Origin of the sequence: Streptomyces nodosus (assembly GCF_008704995.1) — a bacterium.
Lineage (GTDB): Bacteria > Actinomycetota > Actinomycetes > Streptomycetales > Streptomycetaceae > Streptomyces > Streptomyces nodosus.
Genome location: NZ_CP023747.1, coordinates 5,381,352 through 5,405,662, shown reverse-complemented (window position 1 = coordinate 5,405,662; position 24,311 = coordinate 5,381,352). Strand labels below are relative to the sequence as shown.

Below are 24,311 nucleotides of genomic sequence, written 5' to 3'. Positions count from 1 at the left end.
GTTCCCAGTCAGGGGCACTACTTCTCGCGCAGGTTCTCGACCTCGGCGGTCAGCACGGCCATGTCGCGTACGTGCGTGTAGTACGTGGTCGCGTACTCGTCTTCGATCGCCGGGAGGACCTTGTCGAACACCGCCGTCAATTGCGTGAGGCCGGCACGGTGCTGTTCGGTGAGGGGTCTTTCGAGGGCGCTCGTGGCGTAGCCGTAGGCGTCCGCGTCGAGCATCACCATGTCCTGGCCCTCGATGTCCAGGCCGCGGAAGCCGGGCGGGAACGGCAAGGCCATGTGCTCGGCCGTCATCCGCGAGAGCGCATCCAGCGCCGTCCCCGTCGGCTCCCACACGGCGGAGCCCCCGCCTCCGAATAGGAGGGGCGGGGGCTCCGGCCGTTGCCGTGGAGGTGGGGTCAGAGGGCGAGGCCCGTCAGGACCAGGACACGCTCGTAGGTGTAGTCGTCCATGGCGAACTTGACGCCCTCGCGGCCGACTCCGGACTGCTTGGCGCCGCCGTACGGCATCTGGTCGGCGCGGTAGGAGGGCACGTCGCCGATGACGACGCCGCCGACCTCGAGGGACCGGTGGGCGCGGAAGGCGGCCTGGAGGTCATGGGTGAACACACCCGCCTGGAGGCCGTACTTGGAGGCGTTGACGGCGGCGAAGGCGGCGGCCTCGCCGTCGACCTTCTGCACGGTGAGGACGGGTCCGAAGACCTCCTCGCAGGAGATCGTGACCTCGGCCGGCACATCGGTGAGGACGGTGGGGGCGTACGAGGCGCCGTCGCGCTTGCCACCGGTCAGGAGCGTGGCACCGGCGCCCACGGCCTCGTCGACCCAGGACTCGACGCGCTTGGCGGCGTCCTCGCTGACCAGCGGGCCCACGTCGGTCGCGGCGTCGGAGGGGTCACCGGTGACCTGGGCCTCGACGGCGGCGACGATCCTCGGCAGCAGCCGGTCGTAGACCGCGGCATCGGCGATCACCCGCTGGACGGAGATGCAGGACTGGCCGCCCTGGTAGTTGGAGAAAGTGGCGATGCGGTTCGCGGCCCAGTCCAGGTCCTCGTCGCTCGCCCAGTCGGCGAGCACGACGGCCGCGCCATTGCCGCCCAGCTCCAGGGTGAGGTGCTTGCGCGGCACCGAGTCCATGATCGCGTAGCCGACCTTGTCGGAGCCGGTGAAGGAGATGACCGGCAGGCGCTCGTCCTGGACCAGGGCGGGCATACGGTCGTTGGTGACCGGGAGGATCGACCAGGAGCCGGCGGGCAGTTCGGTCTCGGCGAGCAGCTCACCGATGATCAGGCCGGACAGCGGGGTAGCAGGCGCCGGCTTGAGGACGATCGGGGCGCCGGCGGCGATGGCCGGGGCGATCTTGTGGGCGCACAGGTTCAGCGGGAAGTTGAACGGCGCGATACCGAGGACGACACCCTTGGGGAAGCGGCGGGTCAGCGCCAGACGGCCCTGGCCGCCGAGGTCGGTGTCCAGGCGCTGGGCCTCGCCGCCGTTGAAGCGACGGGCCTCCTCCGCGGCGAACCGGAACACCGACACAGCACGGCCGACCTCGCCGCGGGCCCACTTGATGGGCTTGCCGTTCTCGGCGGAGATCAGCTGGGCGATCTCCTCGGTGCGCTCTATGAGCCGCTTGGACACATGGTCCAGGGCGGCGGCCCGGACATGCGCCGGGGTGGCGGCGAACTCGTCGCGCACGGCGTACGCCGCGGCCACGGCCTCCTCGACCTGGGCCTCGGTCGGAACGCTGACCTGGGCGACGAGACGGCCGTCCCACGGGGAGGTGACGTCGAAGGTGGTCTCACCGGTGGCCTGGCGGCCGGCGAGCCAGAAGGCGTGGGTGGAGGTCATGCGGGTCCCGGCCCTTCGGAGGTTGGTGGTCCATGCGGTTCGGGGTCCACGGTAGGGCCGCGACGGCGACGGGTCGCTTGTCCGTCAAGGAGCAGTGGGGGGCGGGGGCAGTACGGGTTGTACAGAGACAGAGACAGAGGCAGAGACAGGGACTGGCGGCACGTCTGCCGGGCGCCGGGTGTCCGGGGCGTCGAGGGAGCCCCCGGCCGCCGCGTCACTCCCCGGCCGGCGTCACTCCCCGGCCGCCGCGGTGGCCTTCAGGGCCAGCCACAGCTCCATCCGTACGTCCGGGTCGTCGAGCGAGCGGCCCAGGATCTCCTCGACCCGGCGCATCCGGTAGCGCAGGGTGTGGCGGTGGACGCCGAGGTCGGCCGCCGCCGCGTCCCACTGGCCGTGGCGTGACAGCCAGGCCCGCAGGGAGGCCACCAGATCACCCCGCCCCGTGGCGTCGTGCTCCCGCAGGGCGCGCAGCAGTCCGTCCGCGAAGGCGCGTACCGCGTCGTCGGCGAGGAGCGGGAGGACCGAGCCGGCCGCGAGCTCCTCGTGCTCGACCAGCGGCCGGCCGCGCCGCCTGGCCACCGAGAGTGCCTGTTCGGCCTGTTTGTAGGCGGTGGCCGCGGCGATCGGTCCCGCGGGCGCCGACATGCCCACCACCAGCTCGTTCTCTTCGGCGGCCGACTGCTCGGGGGCCGCGGCACGGGCCGCCTGCACCGCCGGTGCGTACTCCTGGACGGCGGCGACGGCCGCGCCGCCGTCCACGGCGAGCACCACCAGCCGGTCACCGTCGGGCACGACCAGCACGGGCTCGCCGGAGCGCGCGGCGGCGGACTCCACGGTCTCCGCGAGCCCGTCCAGCGGATCGCCGGCCGTGTCGGCGGCCGCGAGCACGGCGGCGGCCGGCGGCGCGGGCGCCGGGCGTGCGTGTCCGTCGGCGTGCGCGCGGGCGGCCGAGGCGGACGCCGCCTCGGCGAGAATCAGCCGGAAGGGGGCGTCGAGGAGCTCCCCGTACAGATCCCCCGCCACCGCCCGCGCGTGGTCCGGCTCACCGGCCAGCAGCATGCGCAGTACGGCCGCCCCGATCCGCTGCTCCGCGGCGTGCAGGGACCGGGACCGCTCGGTGGTGAGGGTCAGCAGGGCGATGGCGGAGTGCACCGCATAGCGCGCGGCGGTGCCGAGGGCCGCCGCCGTGCCCACGGCCAGCGCGGCACGCGGGCGGCGGCCGGTGCCGAGGGAGTGCAGTTCGACCCGGTCCTCGCCGCTGGGACCGCCGGCCACGGAACTGGCCGGAACGGGACGCTCCCGCAGCCGCTCCACCTCGGCAGTGAGCCGGGCCGCGCGCCGCCCGGCCCATTCGGGGGCGACCGCGACGACGGCGCCGGACGCGTCGTACAGCGCGGCCCAGCCGTCGACCTGCCCGGCGAGCGCGGCAAGCAGCGCCTCGGGGCCCTCGTGCAGGGCCCGTCTGGTCAGTTCGCGCTGGGCGGCGAATCCCGCTGTCACGGCCCGGTACTGGTCGGCGGCTATGGCGGCGGAGACGGCCTTGCTGATGGCCAGGAAGGGGGTGCGCCGGGGCACCTCGAGGAGCGGCAGCCCCTCCTCCCGCGCCGCGTTCACCAGTGCCTCGGGGACCTCGTCGTAGTTGACGCCGACGGCGAACCCGAGCCCGACCACACCGGCGCCCGCCAGCCGCTTCACATAGCGGCGCATGACGCCCGGGTCCTCGGCGTCCAGCTTCAGCGCGGTGATCAGCAGGAGTTCGCCGCCCTCCATATAGGGCACGGGGTCGGCGAGCTCGCTGACGTGTGCCCAGCGGACGGGCACGTCCAGGTGATCCTCGCCCGCGCGCACGGTCAGCTTGAGCGCGGAGTGGTGGACGAGAGAGGCGAGGGTCGGGGGCATGAGGCCTTCAGGTCGGCAGGTGTGGTGATCTTCAGGGGGTCCTGGGATCTTTTGGCCGTCGCGTATGAACGACTTCTGTCGATTCTGCCTCACCGTACGGTGACAGGGGATCCCGCAAACCAGACATCCCGGACCGGTCTCGGCCGTACGCGGCCACCGGCGCCCGGCAGCGCGGGACCGCCCCGCCGGACGGCGCCTCAGCCCCGCAGATTCACCAGCAGCGGCGGCGCGTGCTCGCCCCGCACATCGGTCAGGGACAGCACCGCGTGACCGGGCGGCACCGCGTGCGCCAGTTCGGACGCGGACCACCGCTCGCGCTCGACCTGGCGCACGGTCACGGCGCGCGCGGTGGGCGCCCGCCCGGTGATCACGCGGCGCAGCATGTGCAGCGCCTTGCCCGCCGGGGTCTCCGCGATGATCTGCCGGTCGGTGACGTCCCGTGTCTCGGTCCACTCCTTGCCCCACACCTCGGCGAAGTCCTGCCCGTCCCAGGGGGTGAGGCCGGACAGCGCCATCCGGCACCCGGTGGCGCCGAGCAGGGGTCCGCGCAGCGGCCGGGGCACATCGTCGAGGGTGCGCAGGGTGAGGACGGCGCCGGCGTTGACGGAGCGCAGCCGCTGGATGCCGCGCACGGCCTCGGGGGTCACCACGCCGGTCGCGTCGTCGAGCACCAGACAGGCGAAGAGGGACCGGTCCTCGCGGGTGGCGACGCTGGCCGTGAACTGGGCGAGCACCAGTCGCGCCAGGATCCGTGAGGCGTCGGCGTGACCGCGTTCGGGCAGGTCGATCCGGACCCGTACCGGGTGGTCGAGGGCGCGCAGCGAGAAGGGCCGGGACTGCCCCGAGGTGTCGAAGAACGGGGCGAAGGCGGGCCGGTCCAGCAGGGCCACCCGGTCGGCGAGCAGCCCGCCCACATCGCCGGGGTGCCCGGACTGCCGTTCACGCGCGTCGAGTTCGCGCAGCAGCGAGTCCCGCCCGGTGGCCTCCAGGGCCTTGCGGAGCGCGGCGAGCGGCCGGGGCGCGCCGTCGAGCAGCTGCCGCAGCTCCGGTACGGAGGGGAAGCGGCCGTGGACGGCCCGGTACGGCCCGAGCAGCTGGGCGAGCACGGTGGTGGAGCGGCGGCTGTCCCCGCCGGAGTGGGCCTCGGTGAGGTCCCCGGCCAGGGCCTCGGCGAGGACGGCCGCCGCCTCGTCCGGGTCGGCGGTGCCGCCGTACAGGTCCAGGTCGTACTCCGATTCGGGGTGGCCGATGCGGACGACGACGTCATAGGCGTCCACCGGGCCGAGACCGGCGCCAGCCGCGCCCACCACGACCACGGCGGCCCGCCCGGCGAGCGCCTGCAGACAGAGCGACTCGGTGAGCGGCCACACCACCGAGCTGGTCTTGCCGGTGCCCGCGGGCCCGACGGCGACCAGGGAGGTGCCGAGCAGTTCGGGGCCGAGGGCGAGTCCGGCGCCGCGGTAGGCGTAGGGGTTGCGGGGGTCGTCGACGGCGGAGCCGAGCCGCACCTGCCCGGTGATCAGGTCGTGCCGGGCGATCCTGGTGGGCAGGTCGCGGTTCCCGGAGGGGTGCGGACAGGCGGCGGCGCCCTGTTTGAGGACCGCGCCGGTGAAGGTGGCGAGGCTGTGCCGGCCGTTCAGCACGCCCTGCCAGGCGCGGCTGATGCGGGCGTGGTCGACGTCACGCATCAGTCCGGCGCGCGCCTCGGCGGCCAGCCGTTCGGCGGCCTCGTTGGCGCCGGCGGCACGCAGCTGGTTCCACTGGGCGGGGTCGTCCTCGGGCGCCGGCGGCCGCTCGTCCACCGGGGCGACGGTGGTCCAGGCGGGCGGTCCGAAGCGCCGCCAGAGCTCTCCCCAGCGGCCGAGCTTGCCGACGGCGAGGGCGATGGCGAGGGCGATGAGGGTGTAGTAGCCGTACCAGAGGACGGCGTTGCCGACGCGGTTGCCGCTGTGGCGCCAGGAGTCCGGGGTGAACAGCTCCAGCGGCACCACCCACCAGCCGCCGAGGTAGTTGTTCCACAGCAGCGACCAGATCAGCCAGCCCACCAGGAACGCGATCAGCGCCCCGCTGATCAGCTGCCGGGGCGGCGTCCGCTCGGGCTCCTGTTCGGGCCGGGGCAGATGTCCGAAGCGCCAGACGCCGGGCGGTGTCGAGGGCCGCGGCGTCCGCAGCCAGCCGAGGAACGCCGAGCCGTCCGGCAGCGGCGGCGGTGCGGGGGCCCGGGTGGGCCGGGGCGGCAGCGGGGGCGGCCCCGCCGGACGCGGCACGGAGCCGGACCGTGTGCCCTTGGCGTCCTGCGTCCCGTCGCCGTCCATCGCCCCTGCCCCCTGACCAGCCGCGCTCCGTGCACCGTCCGCGAGCCAATCTAACGCCCCCGCAAGGGGAGTTCACCGATTACGCGCCCGGCCCGCGGCCCGGCTGCCGGAAGCGCCGGATCCGCCTCTATGTCCACCACGGACAAGCAGGGGTTCCCAAGGCGCCCACATGGAGCATGCCCACCTTCCGCGACCGGCTCTAGCCTGCGAGAAAAGAAGGTAAGCGTCCGCTGCACACCCCGCCCGGAGCCCCCGGTCCACCGGAACTCCGGCAGGCCGGAATCACCCGGCCCGGTTCGCACGATCATCAGGGAGCCCCCATGACCGCACTTCCGCAGGAGCGCCGCGTCGTCACCGCCATCCCCGGCCCGAAGTCGCAGGAGCTGCAGGCCCGCCGTACCGCCGTGGTCGCGCAGGGCGTGGGCTCCACACTGCCGGTCTTCACCAAGCGTGCGGGCGGCGGGATCATCGAGGACGTCGACGGCAACCGTCTGATCGACTTCGGTTCCGGCATCGCGGTGACGTCGGTGGGCGCCTCCGCCGAGGCCGTCGTCCGCCGGGCCTCCGCCCAGCTGGCCGACTTCACCCACACCTGTTTCATGGTGACGCCGTACGAGGGCTATGTGGCCGTCGCGGAGGAGCTGGCCGCGCTCACCCCGGGTGACCACGCCAAGAAGTCCGCGCTGTTCAACTCGGGTGCCGAGGCCGTCGAGAACGCCGTGAAGATCGCCCGCGCCTACACCAAGCGCCAGGCGGTCGTCGTGTTCGACCACGGCTATCACGGCCGCACCAACCTCACGATGGCCCTCACCGCCAAGAACATGCCGTACAAGAACGGCTTCGGGCCGTTCGCGCCCGAGGTCTACCGCATGCCGCTGGCGTACGGCTACCGCTGGCCGACCGGCCCGGAGAACTGCGGCCCCGAGGCCGCCGCCCAGGCCATCGACCAGATCACCAAGCAGGTCGGCCCGGACAATGTCGCCGCGATCATCATCGAGCCGGTGCTCGGCGAGGGCGGCTTCATCGAGCCGGCGAAGGGCTTCCTGCCCGCGCTGCGCCAGTTCGCCACGGACAACGGCATCGTCTTCGTCGCCGATGAGATCCAGTCCGGCTTCTGCCGCACCGGCCAGTGGTTCGCCTGCGAGGACGAGGGCATCGTCCCGGACCTGATCACCACGGCCAAGGGCATCGCCGGCGGTCTGCCGCTGGCCGCCGTGACGGGCCGCGCCGAGATCATGGACGCCGCGCACGCGGGCGGTCTGGGCGGCACCTACGGCGGCAACCCGGTCGCCTGCGCGGGTGCGCTCGGCGCGATCGAGACGATGAAGGAGCTCGACCTCAACGCCCGGGCCAAGGAGATCGAGGCGACCATGAAGGCCCGCCTCACCGCGATGGCCGAGAAGTTCGACATCATCGGCGACATCCGCGGTCGCGGTGCGATGATCGCGATCGAGCTGGTCAAGGACCGCGCCGGCAAGGAGCCCCACCCGGAGGCGACCGCCGCGCTCGCCAAGGCCTGTCACCAGGAGGGGCTGCTGGTCCTGACCTGCGGCACCTACGGCAATGTGGTGCGCTTCCTGCCCCCGCTGGTCATCGGTCAGGACCTGCTGAACGAGGGCCTCGACATCGTCGAGCAGGCGTTCGCGGGCATCTGAGCCACCGGGACACGCACCGGCGGCCCGGGGCACACCACGCAGCCGTGCCGGGCCGCCGCCCGTGGCCCCGGCAGGGCTGTGCGGACCAGGGCCGACGGGGTAAGAGCGTGTGAAGAACGTGTGCGAGGTGGATGACGGCGCGCGTTTCATGCTGTCGAAGCCGATTTTCCTGCCGTAGGTTCGTTCCGGATGAGAGATACACCCCGTCCGCAGGGGACTGCGGGCGATCCCGGGCCGAGGCCTCCCCAGCTTCGACTCGGTCGTGCCCTCGCGCACACCCCCGGAGCCTTGCGCTCCGGATATCCTCACCGATCGGACGGCCGCACGCCCCAAACCCCCCGGGGCGGGCGGTACACCGATCCGTGCGACCGCCCCGGAACCACCCCCCCTGTTCCGGGGCGGTCGGCTTTTCCCCTCCTCGGCTCCCTGCTGGTTCTCTTTCTGCTGATCACCTGGCAGGTCGTCGTCCATGGCCCGCTCACCCGGGCGGACGAGCGGTTGGGCAACGCCCTGTTCCGCCCGGACCGGCTCTCCGCGCTCCTCGCCGATCTGGGCGCCGTCCCGGTCGCCGTCCCCGTGCTCGCCGTCGCCCTGTTCTGGGCCGCCACGAGCGCGCGCAACAGCGGCAGGGAGGGGTGGTGGCTGCCGCCCGTCGCGGCGGCCGTCACCATGACGACCGTCCCGGCGCTGGTCCTCCCGTTCAAGGTGCTGATCGCCCGGCCGGGCCCACCGGTGATGGGCCCGGCCACGGGCTTCTACCCCTCGGGGCACATGGCGACGGCGATGGTCGCCTACGGTGCCGCCGCGCTGGTCCTGTGGCCCTGGCAACGCACCCCGGGGGCCCGCCGCGCCCTGCTCACGGTCTGCCTCGCCCTCGACATGGCGGTCGCCTCCGGCCTGATCCGCAGCGGCTATCACTGGCCCCTGGACGTCCTGGGGAGCTGGTGCCTGTGCGGGGCGATGCTCTGCGCACTGTGGCAGGTCCTGGACCGTGTCGGCCACTTTTCACCGCCGAACCGGCCTGCATAGCCCCCGCGGCCTGCCGCCACCGCCCACTGTCCGCCTCGGCCGACGCCACGCATCGCCACCGACCGAGGCGACCGACGCAGCTCGCGCAACCCACCGTCGTCGACCGACGAGACCCGCACAGCCGCACAACCCGACGCCACCGGCCGACGAGGCCGGCGCAACACGCAGTCATCGGCGCAGCCCGCCGCCACTTGTCGAACCGGCTGGCGCAGCCCACACAGCGCGTTACCGTCGCCCGAAGAACCGTCCCCGGCCGATGCGGCCGGCGTAGCCCAAGCAGCCCGCCATCACCGGCCCCCGCCACGCGGCACCACCGGCCGAAGCGGCCGGCGCCACTCGCGCAACCTACCGTCGGCCGACGAGGCCGACACACCCCCGCAGTCATCGGCCGGCCGCCGACGAAGCCCGCCGCGGCCTGTCGAAGCGGCCGTCGTCCTGGCCGACCCGCACGGCGCATCGCCACCGGCCGGTCTCGCGTTTTCGGCCCGGCCCGCCGGGAGGGCGGCAGGGCCGGGGAGCGTCTCCGGGCCCGGATGCTCCGGGGACCAGGGTGTTCCAGGGGCCGGGAGTTCCAGGACCCTGGGGCTCCAGGACCCAGGAAGTTCCCAGGCCCCGGGGGTCCAGGGTCCCGGTCAGCTGTCGAAGCCCAGGCCCAGGCGGTCCATGGTCCTCAGCCAGAGGTTGCGGTGCCCGTGGTGCGTGTCGGCGCGGGCCAGGGACCACTTGGTGAGCGCGATGCCGGTCCAGGCGAAGGGTTCCGGCGGGAACGGCAGCGGCTTCCTGCGGACCATCTCCAGCTCGGTGCGCTCGGTGCGCTCCCCGGCCAGCAGGTCCAGCATCACCTCGGCGCCGAAGCGGGTGGCCCCGACGCCCAGGCCGGTGTACCCGGCCGCGTACGCCACCTTCCCCTGGTGTGCCGTCCCGAAGAAGGCCGAGAAGCGCGAGCAGGTGTCGATCGCGCCGCCCCACGCATGGGTGAAGCGGACCCCCTCCAGCTGCGGGAAGCAGGTGAAGAAGTGCCCGGCGAGCCTGGCATAGGTCTCGGGGCGCTCGTCGTACTCGGCACGCACCCGGCCGCCGTAGGGGTAGACGGCGTCATAACCGCCCCACAGGATCCGGTTGTCGGCCGACAGCCGGAAGTAGTGGAACTGGTTCGCCGAGTCCCCGAGCCCCTGGCGGTTCTTCCAGCCGATGGACGCCAGCCGGTCGGCGCTCAGCGGCTCGGTCATCAGCGCGTAGTCGTAGACCGGGACGGTGTAGGGGCGCACCCGCCGCAGCAGACTCGGAAAGACGTTGGTGCCGAGCGCCACCCGCCGGGCGCGGACCCGGCCGTAGGGGGTGGTGACGGCCATGCCGGCTCCGTACGGCTTCAGGCCGAGCGCGGGGGTGCGCTCGTAGACGCGGACGCCCAGCCGGAGGCAGGCGCGCTTGAGGCCCCAGACGAGCTTGGCCGGGTTGACCATGGCCACGCCCCGGCGGTCGTACAGGCCGGCCAGGAAGGTCGGGGAGTCGACCTCTTCCCGCAGCGCCTCCGTGTCCAGGAACTCGGTGCCCTCGGACAGCCCCCGGCGTTCGGTCTCCTCGTACCATTCGCGCAGTTCCCGCGCCTGGTACGGCTCCCTGGCCACGTCGATCTCGCCGGTGCGCTCGAATTCGCAGTCGAGTTCATGGCGGGCGACCGCCTTCTCGATCTCGTCGAGGTTGCGGGCGCCCAGTTCCTCCAGCTGGTGGATCTCCTGCGGCCAGCGGGCCAGGCCGTTGGGCAGGCCATGGGTGAGGGAGGCGGCGCAGAATCCTCCGTTGCGGCCCGAGGCGGCCCAGCCCACCTCGCGGCCTTCGAGCAGGACCACGTCCCGTTGCGGCTCGCGCTCCTTGGCGATGAGCGCGCTCCACAGTCCGCTGTAGCCGCCGCCGACGACCAGCAGATCGCAGGTCTCGGTGCCGGTCAGGGCGGGCTCGGGGTGGGGCCTGCCGGGGTCGTCCAGCCAGTACGGGACCGGCTCCGCTTCGGAAAGAGATTTTGTCCAACGGTTCATGGCGCTTGGGGCCATGATTTCAACTCCCTACGAGGTCAGGCTCTCTGGCGGTTGCGGCGGTTGCCGACGACCATCGAACCGAGTACGAGCAGGACGGCGATGATGAACATGGCCGTGCCGATGACATTGATCTGGACGGGTGTGCCGCGTTGTGCCGAGCCCCAGACGAACATGGGGAAGGTGACGGTCGAACCCGCGTTGAAGTTGGTGATGATGAAATCGTCGAAGGAGAGCGCGAAGGCGAGCAGCGCACCCGCGGCGATTCCCGGTGCCGCGATCGGCAGGGTGACCCGGACGAAGGTCTGGAACGGGCCGGCGTAGAGGTCCTGCGCGGCCTGCTCCAGCCTCGGGTCCATCGACATGACGCGGGCCTTGACCGCGACCACGACGAAGCTGAGGCAGAACATGATGTGGGCGATCAGGATGGTCCAGAAGCCGAGCTGGGCGCCCATGTTCAGGAACAGGGTGAGCAGCGAGGCCGCCATGACCACCTCGGGCATCGCCATCGGCAGGAAGATCAGCGAGTTCACGGTGCCCCGCGCCCGGAAGCGGTAGCGGACCAGCGCGAAGGCGATCATCGTGCCGAGGGCGGTGGCGCCGAGCATGGCCCAGACGGCGAGTTGGAGGCTGAGCGAGAGCGAGCCGCACATGTCGGCGACTCCGCACGGGTCCTTCCAGGCGTCCAGGGAGAAGTGCTGCCACTGGTAGTTGAAGCGGCCCTTGGGCTTGTTGAAGGAGAACACCGTGACGACGACGTTCGGCAGCAGCAGATAGCCGAGTGTCAGCAGTCCGGCGAGGACGACGAGATTGCGCTTGAACCAGTTGACGAAGGCCATTTAAACCAGATCCTCCGTGCCGGACCTGCGGATGTAGACGGTGACCATGACGAGGATCGCGGCCATCAGGATGAAGGACAGCGCCGCGGCCGTCGGATAGTCGAGGATCCTCAGGAACTGCGTCTGGATGACGTTGCCGACCATGCGGGTGTCGGTGGAGCCGAGCAGATCGGCGTTGACGTAGTCGCCGGCGGCGGGGATGAAGGTCAGCAGCGTGCCGGAGACCACGCCCGGCATCGACAGCGGGAAGGTCACCTTGCGGAAGGTGGTGACGGGCCTGGCGTACAGGTCGCCCGCCGCCTCGTGGAGGCGTCCGTCGATCCGCTCCAGCGAGGTGTACAGCGGCAGGATCATGAAGGGCAGGAAGTTGTACGTCAGACCGCAGACCACCGCCATCGGGGTGGCAAGCACACGGTCGCCGGCGGTCCAGCCCAGCCAGTTGGTGACGTCCAGGACGTGCAGCGTGTGAAGGGCGCCGACGACCGGGCCGCCGTCCGCGAGGATCGTCTTCCAGGCCAGGGTGCGGATCAGGAAGCTGGTGAAGAACGGCGCGATCACCAGGATCATGATCAGGTTGCGCCAGCGGCCCGCGCGGAAGGCGATGAGATAGGCGAGCGGATAGCCCAGCAGCAGGCACAGGATCGTCGCGGCGGCCGCGTAGAGCACCGAACGGAGGAACTGCGGCCAGTACTGGGACAGCGCGTCCCAGTAGGTGGCGAAGTGCCAGGTGACCTTGTAGCCCTGCTCCAGGGATCCGGTCTGCACGGAGGTGGACGCCTGGTAGACCATCGGCAGCGCGAAGAACACCACCAGCCACAGGATGCCGGGGAGCAGCAGCCAGTAGGGCGTCATGCGGCCGCGCCTGCGCGGCGGTCTCCCCTCGGGGACGGCGGGCGCCGGCGCCGGCGGCGCCTCGGTGACGGCGGCCATCAGGCGGCCACCCCCTCTTCGGACTCGACACCGGCGTCGATGTCCTGGGCCGCGTCCAGGCCGAAGGTGTGGGCGGGGTTCCAGTGCAGGACGACCTCGGCGCCGGGCACCAGCCGGTCGTCGCGGTCGATGTTCTGGCAGTAGACCTCGAAGCCGGGGCAGACCGGGCTGTCGATCACATACTGGGTGGAGACGCCGATGAAGCTGGAGTCGGCGACCGTGCCGGTGATGCGGTTGCGGCCCTCGGGTATCTCGCCCGCGTCGTCGGCGTGGGTGAGGGAGATCTTCTCCGGGCGGACCCCGACGAGCACCTTGCCGCCGGCCGTGGCGGGAGCCGAACATCGCGCCTCGGGCAGGGAGAGACTGCCGCCGCCGGCCTTGAGCACGATCGAGCCGCCGCTCCTCGAGTCGACCTCGGCCTCGATCAGGTTGGAGGTGCCGAGGAAGTTGGCCACGAAGGTGGTCTTCGGGTTCTCGTAGAGGTCGGCGGGACTGCCGAGCTGCTCGACGCGGCCCCCGTTCATCACGGCGACCGTGTCGGCCATGGTCATGGCCTCCTCCTGGTCGTGCGTGACATGGATGAAGGTGATGCCCACCTCGGTCTGGATGCGCTTGAGCTCCAGCTGCATCTGGCGGCGCAGCTTGAGGTCGAGGGCGCCGAGCGGCTCGTCGAGCAGCAGGACCTTGGGGTGGTTGATCAGCGCGCGGGCCACGGCGACGCGCTGCTGCTGGCCGCCGGAGAGCTGGTGCGGCTTCTTGCGCGCCTGCTCGCCGAGCTGCACCAGCTCCAGCATGTCCTCGACCTGCTTCTTCACCGACTTGATGCCCCGGCGGCGCAGCCCGAAGGCGACGTTCTCGAAGATGTCGAGGTGCGGGAAGAGGGCGTAGGACTGGAAGACCGTGTTCACCGGTCGTTTGTAGGGCGGCAGCTGGGTCACGTCCTGCTCGCCCAGGTACACGGCGCCGGAGGAAGGTTCCTCCAGGCCCGCGATCATGCGCAGGGTGGTGGTCTTGCCGCAGCCGGACGCGCCGAGCAGGGCGAAGAAGGAGCCCTGCGGCACGGTGAGGTCCAGCGGGTGTACGGCGGTGAAGGAACCGTAGGTCTTGCCGATCCCGAGGAGGCGGACGTCGCCGCTGTTGTCGTTGGTCGTCGTCATCGTCTTCACGCCCCTGTGAGCTTCGCGAACTTCTCTTCGTAGGCCGCCTCTTCCTTGTCGCTCAGGGCGCGGAAGGAGTGGGCCCTGGCCACCATGTCCTTGGTGGGGATGATCAGCGGGTTCTCCGCCGCCGCCTTGTCGATCTTGGCGAGTTCCTCCTTGGCCCCGTCGACGGGACTCATGAAGGCGACATAGGCGGAGAGCAGAGCGGCCTGTCTCGGCTGGTAGTAGAAGTCCATCAGCCGCTCGGCGTTGGTCTTGTGACGCGCCTTGTTAGGGATCATCAGATTGTCGGTCGAGGTGAGCCAGCCGGCGTCCGGGATGACGTAGTCGACATCGGCGCTGTCCTCCTGGAGCTGGACGATGTCCCCGCCCCAGGCGACACAGGCGGCGATGTCGCCCTTGGTCAGGTCGGAGGTGTAGTCGTTGCCGGTGAAGCGGCGTATCTGCCCGCTGTCGACGGCCTTCTGCAGACGGGCGATCGCCGCGTCGAAGTCGTCGTCGGTGAACTTGGCGGGGTCCTTGCCCATGTCCAGGAGCGTCATGCCCATGGTGTCGCGCATCTCGGACAGGAAGGAGACCCGGCCCTTGAGCTTGGGGTTGTCCAGCAGATCGGAGACCGACCTCACCTCGATGCCGTCCAGCGCCTTCTTGTTGTAGGCGACGACGGTCGACACACCCTGCCAGGGGTAGGAGTAGGCGCGCCCCGGGTCCCAGTCCGGGCTGCGGTACTGCTCGGACAGGTTGGCGAAGGCGTGCGGCAGGTTCGACTGGTCCAGCTTCTGGACCCAGCCCAGCCGGATCATCCGGGCGGCCAGCCAGTCGGTGAGGACGATCAGGTCCCGGCCGGTGTCCTGGCCGGCGGCGAGCTGCGGCTTGATCTTGCCGAAGAACTCGTTGTTGTCGTTGATGTCCTCGGTGTACTTGACCTTGATGCCGGTCTGCCGGGTGAAGGTGTCCAGCGTGGGGTGGTGCTTGCCGTTGTCGTCGACGTCGATGTAGACGGGCCAGTTGGCGAAGTTGACGACCTTCTCCTTGGCCGAGCGGTCCTCCACGGAGGTGCCGCCCTGGGTCTGGCCGGCCGCGGGGATCCCGCAGGCGCTCAGCGCCCCGAGGCCGCCGACGGCGAGTGCGCCGCCCGCGGAGGCGCGCAGCAGCGAACGGCGGCTGAGGGAGGCCCGGGCGCCTCCGAGGCCACGCCGTGCTGCGGCCGCGCGGGCCGGGAAGAGGCGGTCGGGCTCGTACTGCTCCATGCGCGTGGTGCCCTTTCGGGAGTGTGCGGCCGCGGTGCTGCGGCCTGTTCTGCTATCGGTCCCCGAAGATCGTGCGGTGCCAGTCCTTCTCGGCCACCGCAGTGTTGTCGAACATGACGTGCTTGATCTGGGTGTACTCCTCGAACGAGTGCAAGGACATGTCCTTGCCGAACCCAGATGCCTTCAGGCCGCCGTGCGGCATCTCGCTGATGATCGGAATGTGGTCGTTGACCCACACACAGCCCGCCTTGATCTCGCGGGTGGCGCGGTTCGCCCGGTACACATCGCGGCTCCAGGCGGAGGCAGCGAGGCCGTAGGGGGTGTCGTTGGCCAGCCGGATACCCTCGTCGTCATCGTCGAAGGGCAGGACGACCAGCACCGGGCCGAAGATCTCGGACTGGACGATCTCGCTGTCCTGGTCGGCGTCGGCGACGAGCGTGGGCCGATAGTACGCGCCCTCGGCGAGATCTCCCCCGGGTGCCTCGCCCCCGGTCACCACCCGCGCGGAGGCCCGCGCCCGGTCGACGAAGGCGGCCACCCGGTCGCGCTGGACATGCGAGATCAGCGGTCCGAGGTCGGTGCCGGGGGCGAAGGGGTCGCCGAGCCGGACGGACTCCATCAGGGCGGCGGTCCTGAGGACGAACTCCTCGTACAGCGGACGCTGCACATAGGCGCGTGTGGCGGCCGTGCAGTCCTGTCCGGTGTTGATGAGCGCGCCCGCGACCGCGCCCTGGACGGCGGCCTCCAGATCGGCGTCGTCGAAGACCACGAAGGGGGCCTTGCCGCCGAGTTCCAGATGGAGCCGCTTGACGCCGGCGGTGGCGATCTCGGCCACCCGCCTGCCGACGGCGGTGGAGCCGGTGAACGAGGTCATGGCGACGTCGGGGTGGCCGACGAGGTGCTCCCCGGCCTCCTTGCCGGTGCCGTTGACGATGTTGACGACCCCGTCCGGGATCCCGGCCTCGGTGGCGGCCTCCGCGAAGAGCAGCGAGGTCAGCGGGGTGAGCTCGGCGGGCTTGAGGACGATGGTGTTGCCCGCGGCGACGGCCGGGAGGATCTTCCAGGCGGCCATCTGGAGGGGGTAGTTCCAGGGGGCGATCGAGCCGACGACCCCGATGGGCTCACGGCGGACGTACGAGGTGTGGTCGCCGGAGTACTCACCGGCGGACTGTCCCTGGAGGTGCCGGGCGGCGCCCGCGAAGAAGGCGGTGTTGTCGATCGTGCCCGGGACGTCGAACTCCCGTGTGAGTTTGAGGGGCTTGCCGCACTGGAGGGACTCCAGGCGGGCGAACTCCTCGGCCCGGTCGGCGAGCACGGAGGCGAAGCGGTGCAGTGCGTCGGAGCGCTCACCCGGGGTGGCGCCGGACCAGCCGGGAAAGGCGGCACGGGCCGCCGCCACGGCGCGGTCGACGTCCTCGGCGCCCGCGGTCTCGTAGGTGTACACCTCGGCTCCCGTCGAGGGGTCCACCACCGTGTGGGTGTGGCCCGAGGTACCCCGGGTCAACCGTCCCGCGATGTACTGCGCACCGTCCGCGAAGCGTTTCCGCACCTCGTCCCGCGTACGGGAACGGACGTCGGTCTCGTCCGCGTTGCCCGGCTTGTGCATGTGGCTCTCCTCCGCCGCCGGCCGTGTGGAAGACGGGGGCTGGCGTAGCTTCGGCTCGAATTGAGTGCCGATCCTGACAGAGCAAGTGCACTCCAACAAGTGATTCCGTTGTTGCCTTTTGGTTACGCGACGGAATCTGTCGACCAGGTGTCGACTCTTGTCGCTCAAGGGCGGACGGAATGTCCGTGGCGCCTGCCAGACTCACCTGCATGGGGAAGATCGACGGCAGGGAAGCCCTGCTCAGCGAGGTCCGGGCGGGCGCGAGGATCAAGTACCTGCACTTCTGGGGCCATCGGCCGCGCCGGGACGGGCGGGTCGGAGCGGACTGCCTGAGCCAGTGGTGGCCGGCCCCGTTCACGGTGGACGGGGTGGAGTACGCGACGGCGGAGCACTGGATGATGGCGTCGAAGGCGCGGCTCTTCGGCGACACCGAGGCTCAGGACGAGGTCCTGCGGGCCGCGCACCCGGCGCTCGCCAAGAAGGCGGGACGGCTGGTGCGCGGTTTCGACGAGGCCGCCTGGGAGCGCGAGCGGTTCGCGATCGTGGTCGAGGGCTCCGTCCACAAGTTCGCCGCGCACGCCGCGCCCCGGGCGTTTCTGCTGGGCACGGGGGACCGGGTGCTGGTCGAGGCGAGCCCGGTGGACCGGGTGTGGGGCATCGGGCTCGCGGCCGACGACGAGCGGGCGGCGGACCCGGAGCGCTGGCGGGGTCCGAACCTGCTGGGGTTCGCGCTGATGGAGGCCCGGGAGCGGCTGCGCGCCTGCTGACCGGGCCCCGGTCTCACGGCCGGGGGAGGCCGGGTACCACCAGGGACGTCGAGTAGCTGTCCTCTGTGGTCCCGGAATCCTCCTCGCTGTCGTCCGGGAGGAAGATCATGGCGACGACCACCACGACGGCGAGGACCATACCGACCGCTCCGCAGATGATGCCCGCCAGGGCCACGCCCCCGTTCGTGGCCTCGCCGCGGCGCGCCTTGCGCAGGCCCAGGATGCCGAAGATCACGGCAAGCACACCGGGAACGATGGAGCCCCCGCACAGGCAGAACCCGACGACGGAGATGATCCCCAGCACCAGCGAGGCGGTGCCCATGCCGTCGCTCGGCGCGACCGGTGCCCCCGGCCAGGCGTAGTGGGGGACGACGGGGACGCCGTCCTGCCCGGCGGGCGGTGCGAAGGGGTTGTAGGGCGGCGGCGGGGCGCCCTCGGCGGCGAAGGGACCACCGGGTCCGACCGGGGGCGGCGGGCCGAAGGCACCGGGGACCGGGGACGGGCCCGGCCCGGCGCCGGCAGGGGCGGAGGGGCTGCTCCAGACGTCCTGGCCGGGAGCGGCTCCCTCGTCGGCCCCGGACGGGACGACGACCGTCGGCTGATCGTGCGGGGAGGCGCCGCCTGCGCCCGGAACCCCCGAGGAGCCGCCCCAGGCATCCTGACCCGCACCCGCACCCGCCTCCGTCGGGACCACGACCGTCGGCTCATGGCGCGGGGACGCACCGCCCGCGTCCGGGACCCCGGAAGCCCGGGGGGCCTCGTCGGCCGTCCGGTCGGCGGGCGGCGCCCAGGGGTCCGCCGCCGGGCGGGGAGCGGCGCCGGGCTTGTCGAGCGTGACCTCGGGGTAGCGGCCGAGCGGGACGCCCAGCGGCGGTATCGGCCCGTGTGCGGCGGCTTCCGAGGGCTGCTGCCCCGGTTCCCCGGCGGCGCCCCCACCCGTCCGAGCCCATGGGTCCGAAGCCCCGTTCCCCGGCGTTTCCGGCGTCTGCGCCTCGTCGGCCATCGTTGGAGCCCCCTCCGTCGTGCGTGCCGTCATGCTACGGCCCGCCCCTGACCACCCTGAGCCGCGCCCTACCATGGCCCCTGAACCACCGATCAGCCGATCACCCGCGTCCCGTCCGACGCCCTCGCCGGGACGCCCTTCCGGGGAGGAACCCTTGACCGACCACCGCGCCGTCCCCGCCCCGCGGGATCCGCACGCCTTCATCGCCGGACTGCCCAAGGCCGAACTGCACGTCCACCACGTCGGCTCCGCCTCCCCCCGTATCGTCGCGGAACTCGCGGCACGGCACCCCGACTCCAAGGTGCCCACCGACCCCGAGGCCCTGGCGGACTACTTCACCTTCACGGACTTCGCGCACTTCATCGACGTCTATCTGTCCGTCGTCGACCTCGTCCGGACCCCCGAGGACGTACGCCTGCTGACCTACGAGGTGGCCCGCGACCTGGCCCGGCAGCAGGTCCGTTACGCCGAGCTGACCGTCACCCCCTTCTCGTCCACCCGCCGCGGCATCGACGAGCGGGGGTTCATGGACGCGATCGAGGACGCCCGCAAGGCCGCGGAGGCCGAGTTCGGCACGGTACTGCGCTGGTGCTTCGACATCCCCGGGGAGGCGGGCCTGGAATCCGCGGAGGAGACCACCCGGCTCGCCACCGACGACCGGCTGCGCCCCGAGGGGCTGGTCTCCTTCGGGCTCGGCGGACCGGAGATCGGCGTCCCCCGGCCGCAGTTCAAGCCCTACTTCGACCGGGCCGTCGCGGCAGGCCTCAGGTCGGTGCCGCACGCGGGCGAGACGACGGGCCCCGAGACCGTCTGGGACGCCCTGAACGAGCTGGGTGCCGAACGCATCGGGCACGGCACCAGCGCCGCCCGGGACCCGAAGCTGCTCGCCCATCTCGCCGAGCACCGCATCCCGCTGGAGGTCTGCCCGACCTCCAACATCGCCACCCGCGCGGTCCGCACCCTCGACGAGCACCCCATCAGGGAGTTCGTCCGGGCCGGCGTCCTGGTCACCGTGAACTCGGACGACCCGCCGATGTTCGGCACCGACCTCAACAACGAGTACGCGGTCGCCGCACGGCTGCTGGACCTCGACGAGCAGGGGCTGGCCGACCTCGCCAAGAACGCGGTCCAGGCGTCCTTCCTCGACGAGCCGGACAAGGCGAAGCTGGCCGCCGAGATCGACGCCTACACCGCCGCATGGCCGGCCTCCTGACCGCCGTGGACCACCGCCACCACGGGCCCATGCGCACCGTGACCGCCGTCGCCCACCGCGGCGATCCCTACCGTCATCGCGAGAACACCCTCGGCTCGCTGCGGTCCGCGCTGGAACGGGGCGCGGACGCGGTCGAGATCGATGTGCGGCTCACCCGGGACGGCGTCCCCGTGCTGCTGCACGACGCGACGCTCACCCGGCTCTGGGAGCAGGACCGGCCGCTCGGGGCGCTCTCCGCGGACACGGTCCGGGAGCTGACGGGGGGCGGGGTGCCGACCCTGGCGGAGGCGCTGGCGGCGACCGGGTCCGGCAGGGTCATGGTCGACCTGCCGGGCGAGCCCTCGGCCCGCGCCGTGCGCCGGATCGTGGACGTCGTCCGGCAGTGCGGCGCCGAGGAACGCGTGTACTACTGCGCGGGGGCACGGACCATGCTGGCGGTCCGCGCCGCCGCGCCCTCCGCGGAGATCGCCCTGACCTGGACGACCCTCGCCCCGCCGCGGCCCGCCGTGCTGGACGCGGTGCGCCCTCGCTGGCTCAACTACCGCTTCGGCCTGGTCGACCGCGCGCTCGCGGAACGGGTGCATCGGGGCGGCCATCTGCTGTCCGTCTGGACCCCCGACACCCGGCGCTCGATGCGACGCCTCCTCGACCTCGGCGTGGACTCCATCACCACCAACCGCATCGACGCCCTGCGCGCCCTGCGCCCGCCCCGGGGGCGCTGACGCGGAAGAGCCCACGGGGCCCGGCGGCCGGGCCCCTAGGGACGCCCCTCGGTCCCGGACCGGGGACGGCGCCCTCCCTGCTGAGGATCCCTGACGCCCAGTCAGTCCGAAGGATGGTCACCGACATCCCGACGACCTGGGAGCAACCGATGCAGCTTCGCCCGTCCGCCGTCGCCCTCGCCACCGTGCTGGCGCTGGGTCTGACCGCCCTTCCCCTCTCGGGAACCGCCCTCGCCCGCTCCGCGCCGCCCTCGTCCTGCACGGCCCGGGTGAGCCCGCCCGCCACGGCGGAGGGACCCGACTCCGAGGCCCTGTGCGCTGCGCTCGCCGGGCTGCCCGACCAGGACGCCACCGCCGCGCTGATCCGTGTGGGCGGCAAGGGCACCTGGCACGGGGTGGCGGGGGTACGGGACATCCGCACCGGGGCGCCGGCGCTGGAGAACGCCCGGTTCCGAGCCGGTTCGGTGACCAAGGTGGTGACCGCCGCGATCGTGCTGCAACTCGTCGCCGAGGGGCGGATCAGCCTGGACGGCACCGTGCAGCACTATCTGCCGGGACTGCTCACCGAGCGCTTCAAGCCCATCACCGTACGGCAGTTGCTGAACTACACCAGCGGACTGCAGTCCGGCCCGTCCCTCGGTGACACCGTCGAGGACGGATACCCGCACCGCTTCGAGACGCTGACACCGCGCCAGGTCGTGCGGGGCGCCGTCGCCAAGGGTCCCGGATCCGACCCCGGCACACAGCAGGACTACGACAACATCCACTACACGGTGCTCGGCCTGCTGATCGAGAAGGTCACCGGCGACTCCTACGCGCATCAGGCGGCCGTACGCGTCTTCCGGCCGCTCGGCATGCGGGACAGCTCGTTCCCGAACGGTCCCGACCCGCTGATCCACGGCCCGCACAACCGCGGATACGACTGGCTCGACGGCGCACTGGTGGATGTCACCGACTGGAACATGTCCGACCGGTTCGCGGCCGGGGACATGATCTCGACCACCGCCGACCTCGAACGACTGCTGGTCGCGCTGTTCCGCGGCCGTGTGGTGTCCGAGCCGCAGCTCGAGGAGATGTTCACGCTCCCGGCGGGCGTGCCGGACGCGACCTACGCCGCGGGGCTCGAGCGGATCGAGCTGAACGGCAGGGTCATCTGGGGCAAGACGGGCTCGCGCCCCGGCTGTGCCGCGGTGATCGCCGCCACCCGGGACCTGTCCAGGACCCTGGTGTACGCCGTCAACGCCACCGACGCCAAGGGCGACGGCCTGCCCATCGCCCAGCGGTTCGGCTTCCCGGCGTTCAACCGCTGACGCCCTCGCGCCGAGGGGCCGTGGATCCCCGGTGCGGGCCGCTGACTTCGGCCGGCCCGCACCGGTGGTGGGGGTGTCAGGCGCCGACGGTCAGCACCATCCGGAAGCGCGCCGCCCCGGAGAGCATGCGTGCGAAGGCCTCGCCGACCTCGTCCAGCGGAACCGTCTCCACCATCGGGCGGACGCCGGTGCGCACACTGAAGGCCATGGTGTCCTCGACCTCGAGCGCCGTTCCCGACGGATGCCCCTGAAGGGACAGGCTGTCGCCGATGAGCTGTGCGGGTGTCACCCCGAGGGACTGCGCGGTCACCCCGATCACCACCAGCTTCCCGCGCGGGGCGAGTCCGTCGACCGTCGCCGCCATCGCCTCGGAGCTGGCCGCGGTCCCCAGGACGACCTGTGCCCCGCCCAGCTCCTCGAGCGCCCGGGCGGGGTCGGAGGCCGTGCTGTCGATGTAGTGCTCGGCGCCCAGCCGCCGGGCCAGTTCCTCCTTGTCCCGGCCGCGGGCGATCGCCACGGTCTCGAACCCCATCTTCGCCGCGTACTGGACGCCGAGATGGCCGAGGCCCCCGACGCCGAGGACCGCCACGAGGTCACCGGCACGGGCCCCGCTGTTGCGCAGGCCCATGAAGGAGGTGACCCCCGCACAGCCGAGCGGAGCGGCATCGACCGGGTCGAGCCCCTCGGGGATGCGGGCCAGGGCCTGGACCGGCGCGACCATATGAGTGGCGTATCCGCCGTCGTAATCCCGCCCCGGGACCTTGAGAAAGCGGCAGCTGATGAAGTCGCCCCGGCGGCACGGACGGCAGCGGCCGCAGTGTCCCCCGAACCACCCCACCTCGACCCGGTCGCCGGTCCTCCAGCCGTCCACCCCCTCGCCCGGCGCATCGATGCGGCCGGCCACCTCGTGCCCGGTCACCAGGGGGAACGTGATGCCGGGAGAGGGAGGCCGGACGAACACCGCGTCGGTGTGGCAGACACCCGAGGCCTCCACCGCGATCCGCACATGGCCCGGTCCCGGCTCGGGCAGCTCCCGCTCGACGATCTCGAAGGATCCTCCGGGCTCCGCCACCTGGGCCACTCGCATGACAGACATGGCCTTGTCTCCTCTCCGTCACCACCGGTCTCCTCGCAGGCATGTCCTTCTCGCGTCGGACGGGCGGTGTGCCGCGCCGTGCCACGGCCGTCGCACAGCCGGAACGCGGCACCGACGAGGGCCCGGCCGCCCGGCGGGGACCTGGGCGCCCGGCGGGGCGAAAAGCGGACCGACGGGGCCCGACCGGGCAGGTGCCCGGGCGGGCGAAGGCCGGCCCCGCGAGGTCGGCCTTCGTCAGCTCAGCGTCCGCACCCCATCGACTGCGCACGCTTCCCACGCGTCCCCCGTCCGCCCCAGGACATCCGGCCACGCCGTGCCTGGTTGCGCCGGAGCTGCTCGCCCCAGGACCACGTGCCCCCGTTCCGGCCGCTCCAGGGCGCCTTGTCCCGGGCCTGGCTGCCCCAGGACCGGATGTTCTGGAGCGGTCCGCTCGGGACCTGACGGCGCCGGGCCCGGCCCCGCTGGATCAGCACCCCCGCCGTGGCCAGCGCCGCGGCCGTCCCGCCACCGGCGAGCAGCACCCGCGGGTTGCGCAGCCGGTCGGCCAGGCCGCGCGCGCCGGCCGGACCGGTCCCTCCGGCCTCGCCGACCCGCTCCTCCTGGACTTCCGCGCCCGCCGGAGCCTCCCGTGTCTCCGTTCCTCCGGGGGCCCTCGTCCCGGCGGTCCCGGTGGTTCCGGCCATGGCCTCTTCCCGGGTCCCGGGCTCCGTCCCTTCCTCGAACCCGGCACCGCCGGGAGCGCCGCGGCCCGCCCGGCCCGGGTGCTTGTGACCGGCGTGCCTGGCGTGGGCGGCCCGCCGCTCCTGCATCGTGTGCGAGGCCCGCGACGCCTTCTCCTGGGCCCGGTGCCCGGCCTGTGCGGCGCTGCTGCGCAGCTGGCCCGTCATCGCGCCCGCCCTGTCCTTCAGACCGGCCGCACGGGCCTTGGCCCGGCCCTTCACATCCGCCTTGGAGGCCAGCTCCTCGACGGTGTCACCGAGCCGGCTCCTGGTCTGTTCGATCTGGTGGCGCAGCTCATCGGGGCCCTTGGCGCCCAGGGCCGGTCCGGGTCCGCGCGCCCCTCGCATCCTGTCGCTCATCGGTGGTGTGCCCTTTCCTTGATCTCCTCGACGTCCGCTCTGACGCTGCCCAGTGCCTCCTTGGGCCCGGGCGGCACGGCCCGGCGCAGTTGAGCGCGGCCGATGATGCCCAGCAGGCCCGCTATCAGGAGCAGCCCGAACGCCACCGTGAGCGCCGCGGCCCACACGGGCAGCAGCAGCACCAGGGCGGCGGCCGCCGCCGCGGCGAACGCGAAGAACCCGATATAGGCGAGCGCGCCGGATGCGCCCAGCATCCCGCCGCCGCGGCCCATACGGCGTCCCTTGTCGGTCAGTTCCAGCTTGGCGAGGGTCATCTCCTGGCGGACGAGCTGGGAGAGCTGCTCGGTGCCGTCGTGCACGAGCTGTCTCACCGAACGTTCGCCCATCGGATGCCCGTCGGGCATGACCTCGCCCGCCGAGCGCTCACCCGTCGGACGCTCACCCGTCGAGCGGTCGCGCAGCGCGCGATCCGTCAGGGAGCGCTCGTCCGTCGTCCGGTCTTCCGCCGGACGTACGCCCGCCGGGCGGTCGCGCACCGGGGTGCGCCGGCCGCTCT

The 24,311-nt window shown here is 72.3% G+C and carries 19 protein-coding genes and 1 pseudogene; 6 read left to right on the top strand and 14 right to left on the bottom strand.

What is annotated here, in order from left to right; genetic code table 11:
• Positions 1-17 precede the first annotated feature (17 nt).
• The 4 genes from CP978_RS24430 to CP978_RS24415 all read right to left on the bottom strand — a co-directional run bounded on the left by CP978_RS24430 (position 18) and on the right by CP978_RS24415 (position 6,063).
• Positions 18-299, bottom strand: a complete 282-nt coding sequence (locus tag CP978_RS24430; protein ID WP_043449397.1) for a hypothetical protein — start codon at positions 297-299, stop codon at positions 18-20.
• Positions 300-403: 104 nt separating this feature from the next.
• The gene (locus tag CP978_RS24425; RefSeq protein ID WP_043444309.1) at positions 404-1,849 is read right to left on the bottom strand and encodes an aldehyde dehydrogenase family protein; all 1,446 of its coding nucleotides are present in this window, start codon (positions 1,847-1,849) and stop codon (positions 404-406) included.
• 231 nt (positions 1,850-2,080) lie between these two features.
• The gene (locus CP978_RS24420) at positions 2,081-3,748 is read right to left on the bottom strand and encodes a PucR family transcriptional regulator (protein ID WP_150478300.1); all 1,668 of its coding nucleotides are present in this window, start codon (positions 3,746-3,748) and stop codon (positions 2,081-2,083) included.
• Between the two features lie 197 nt (positions 3,749-3,945).
• The gene (locus tag CP978_RS24415) at positions 3,946-6,063 is read right to left on the bottom strand and encodes a hypothetical protein (RefSeq protein ID WP_043444303.1); all 2,118 of its coding nucleotides are present in this window, start codon (positions 6,061-6,063) and stop codon (positions 3,946-3,948) included.
• A 320-nt stretch (positions 6,064-6,383) separates the two neighbouring features.
• On the opposite strand from CP978_RS24415, the gene gabT reads away from it, so the two are divergent.
• Positions 6,384-7,718, top strand: coding sequence for a 4-aminobutyrate--2-oxoglutarate transaminase (gene gabT, locus CP978_RS24410; RefSeq protein ID WP_043444302.1), 1,335 nt, complete (start codon positions 6,384-6,386; stop codon positions 7,716-7,718).
• A gap of 498 nt (positions 7,719-8,216) precedes the next feature.
• Complete coding sequence (locus CP978_RS36235) at positions 8,217-8,747, top strand: phosphatase PAP2 family protein (RefSeq protein WP_311775025.1); 531 nt, start codon at positions 8,217-8,219, stop codon at positions 8,745-8,747.
• Positions 8,748-9,379: 632 nt separating this feature from the next.
• Here the strand turns inward: CP978_RS36235 and CP978_RS24400 are convergent.
• Genes CP978_RS24400 through CP978_RS24375 form a run of 6 tightly spaced genes read right to left on the bottom strand, consistent with a single transcriptional unit; the run spans position 9,380 to position 16,565 of the window.
• Positions 9,380-10,798: an NAD(P)/FAD-dependent oxidoreductase gene (locus tag CP978_RS24400; protein ID WP_043444297.1), complete on the bottom strand. Its 1,419-nt coding sequence runs from the start codon at positions 10,796-10,798 to the stop codon at positions 9,380-9,382.
• Positions 10,799-10,818: 20 nt separating this feature from the next.
• On the bottom strand, positions 10,819-11,619 hold the full coding sequence (locus CP978_RS24395) for an ABC transporter permease (RefSeq protein ID WP_043444296.1): 801 nt from the start codon (positions 11,617-11,619) through the stop codon (positions 10,819-10,821).
• A complete protein-coding gene (locus CP978_RS24390) occupies positions 11,620-12,549 on the bottom strand; it encodes an ABC transporter permease (RefSeq protein ID WP_043444293.1) in 930 nt (309 codons plus the stop codon).
• Positions 12,549-13,706, bottom strand: coding sequence for an ABC transporter ATP-binding protein (locus CP978_RS24385; protein ID WP_174498669.1), 1,158 nt, complete (start codon positions 13,704-13,706; stop codon positions 12,549-12,551). Before CP978_RS24385 ends, CP978_RS24390 begins: the two co-directional genes overlap by 1 nt.
• 5 nt (positions 13,707-13,711) lie before the next feature.
• On the bottom strand, positions 13,712-14,959 hold the full coding sequence (locus CP978_RS24380) for a polyamine ABC transporter substrate-binding protein (protein WP_043444290.1): 1,248 nt from the start codon (positions 14,957-14,959) through the stop codon (positions 13,712-13,714).
• Between the two features lie 52 nt (positions 14,960-15,011).
• Entirely contained in the window at positions 15,012-16,565 is a 1,554-nt protein-coding gene (locus CP978_RS24375; RefSeq protein WP_043444287.1) for a gamma-aminobutyraldehyde dehydrogenase, read from the bottom strand.
• 179 nt (positions 16,566-16,744) lie between these two features.
• Between CP978_RS24375 and ybiA the strand changes: the two genes are divergently transcribed.
• Positions 16,745-17,332, top strand: coding sequence for a riboflavin biosynthesis intermediates N-glycosidase (ybiA, locus tag CP978_RS24370; protein ID WP_043444285.1), 588 nt, complete (start codon positions 16,745-16,747; stop codon positions 17,330-17,332).
• Between the two features lie 13 nt (positions 17,333-17,345).
• Here ybiA and CP978_RS35295 read toward each other — a convergent pair whose 3' ends face one another.
• Positions 17,346-18,335, bottom strand: coding sequence for a DUF4190 domain-containing protein (locus CP978_RS35295; RefSeq protein WP_207312882.1), 990 nt, complete (start codon positions 18,333-18,335; stop codon positions 17,346-17,348).
• A gap of 99 nt (positions 18,336-18,434) precedes the next feature.
• On the opposite strand from CP978_RS35295, the pseudogene CP978_RS24360 reads away from it, so the two are divergent.
• The 3 genes and pseudogenes from CP978_RS24360 (at position 18,435) to CP978_RS24350 (ending at position 21,580) form a co-directional block, all read left to right on the top strand.
• Positions 18,435-19,548 (top strand): annotated as a pseudogene (locus CP978_RS24360) (adenosine deaminase).
• A 29-nt stretch (positions 19,549-19,577) separates the two neighbouring features.
• Entirely contained in the window at positions 19,578-20,270 is a 693-nt protein-coding gene (locus CP978_RS24355; RefSeq protein WP_043449393.1) for a glycerophosphodiester phosphodiesterase, read from the top strand.
• Between the two features lie 149 nt (positions 20,271-20,419).
• Positions 20,420-21,580, top strand: coding sequence for a serine hydrolase domain-containing protein (locus CP978_RS24350; protein ID WP_043449391.1), 1,161 nt, complete (start codon positions 20,420-20,422; stop codon positions 21,578-21,580).
• A 76-nt stretch (positions 21,581-21,656) separates the two neighbouring features.
• Here the strand turns inward: CP978_RS24350 and CP978_RS24345 are convergent, their stop codons facing one another.
• The 3 genes from CP978_RS24345 to CP978_RS24335 form a co-directional block, all read right to left on the bottom strand.
• Positions 21,657-22,676, bottom strand: a complete 1,020-nt coding sequence (locus CP978_RS24345; protein ID WP_043444280.1) for an alcohol dehydrogenase — start codon at positions 22,674-22,676, stop codon at positions 21,657-21,659.
• Between the two features lie 239 nt (positions 22,677-22,915).
• The gene (locus CP978_RS36425; protein WP_079162288.1) at positions 22,916-23,755 is read right to left on the bottom strand and encodes a DUF3618 domain-containing protein; all 840 of its coding nucleotides are present in this window, start codon (positions 23,753-23,755) and stop codon (positions 22,916-22,918) included.
• Positions 23,752-24,159, bottom strand: a complete 408-nt coding sequence (locus CP978_RS24335) for a phage holin family protein (RefSeq protein ID WP_043449387.1) — start codon at positions 24,157-24,159, stop codon at positions 23,752-23,754. The genes CP978_RS36425 and CP978_RS24335 overlap by 4 nt, the downstream gene beginning before the upstream one ends.
• Positions 24,160-24,311: the final 152 nt, after the last annotated feature.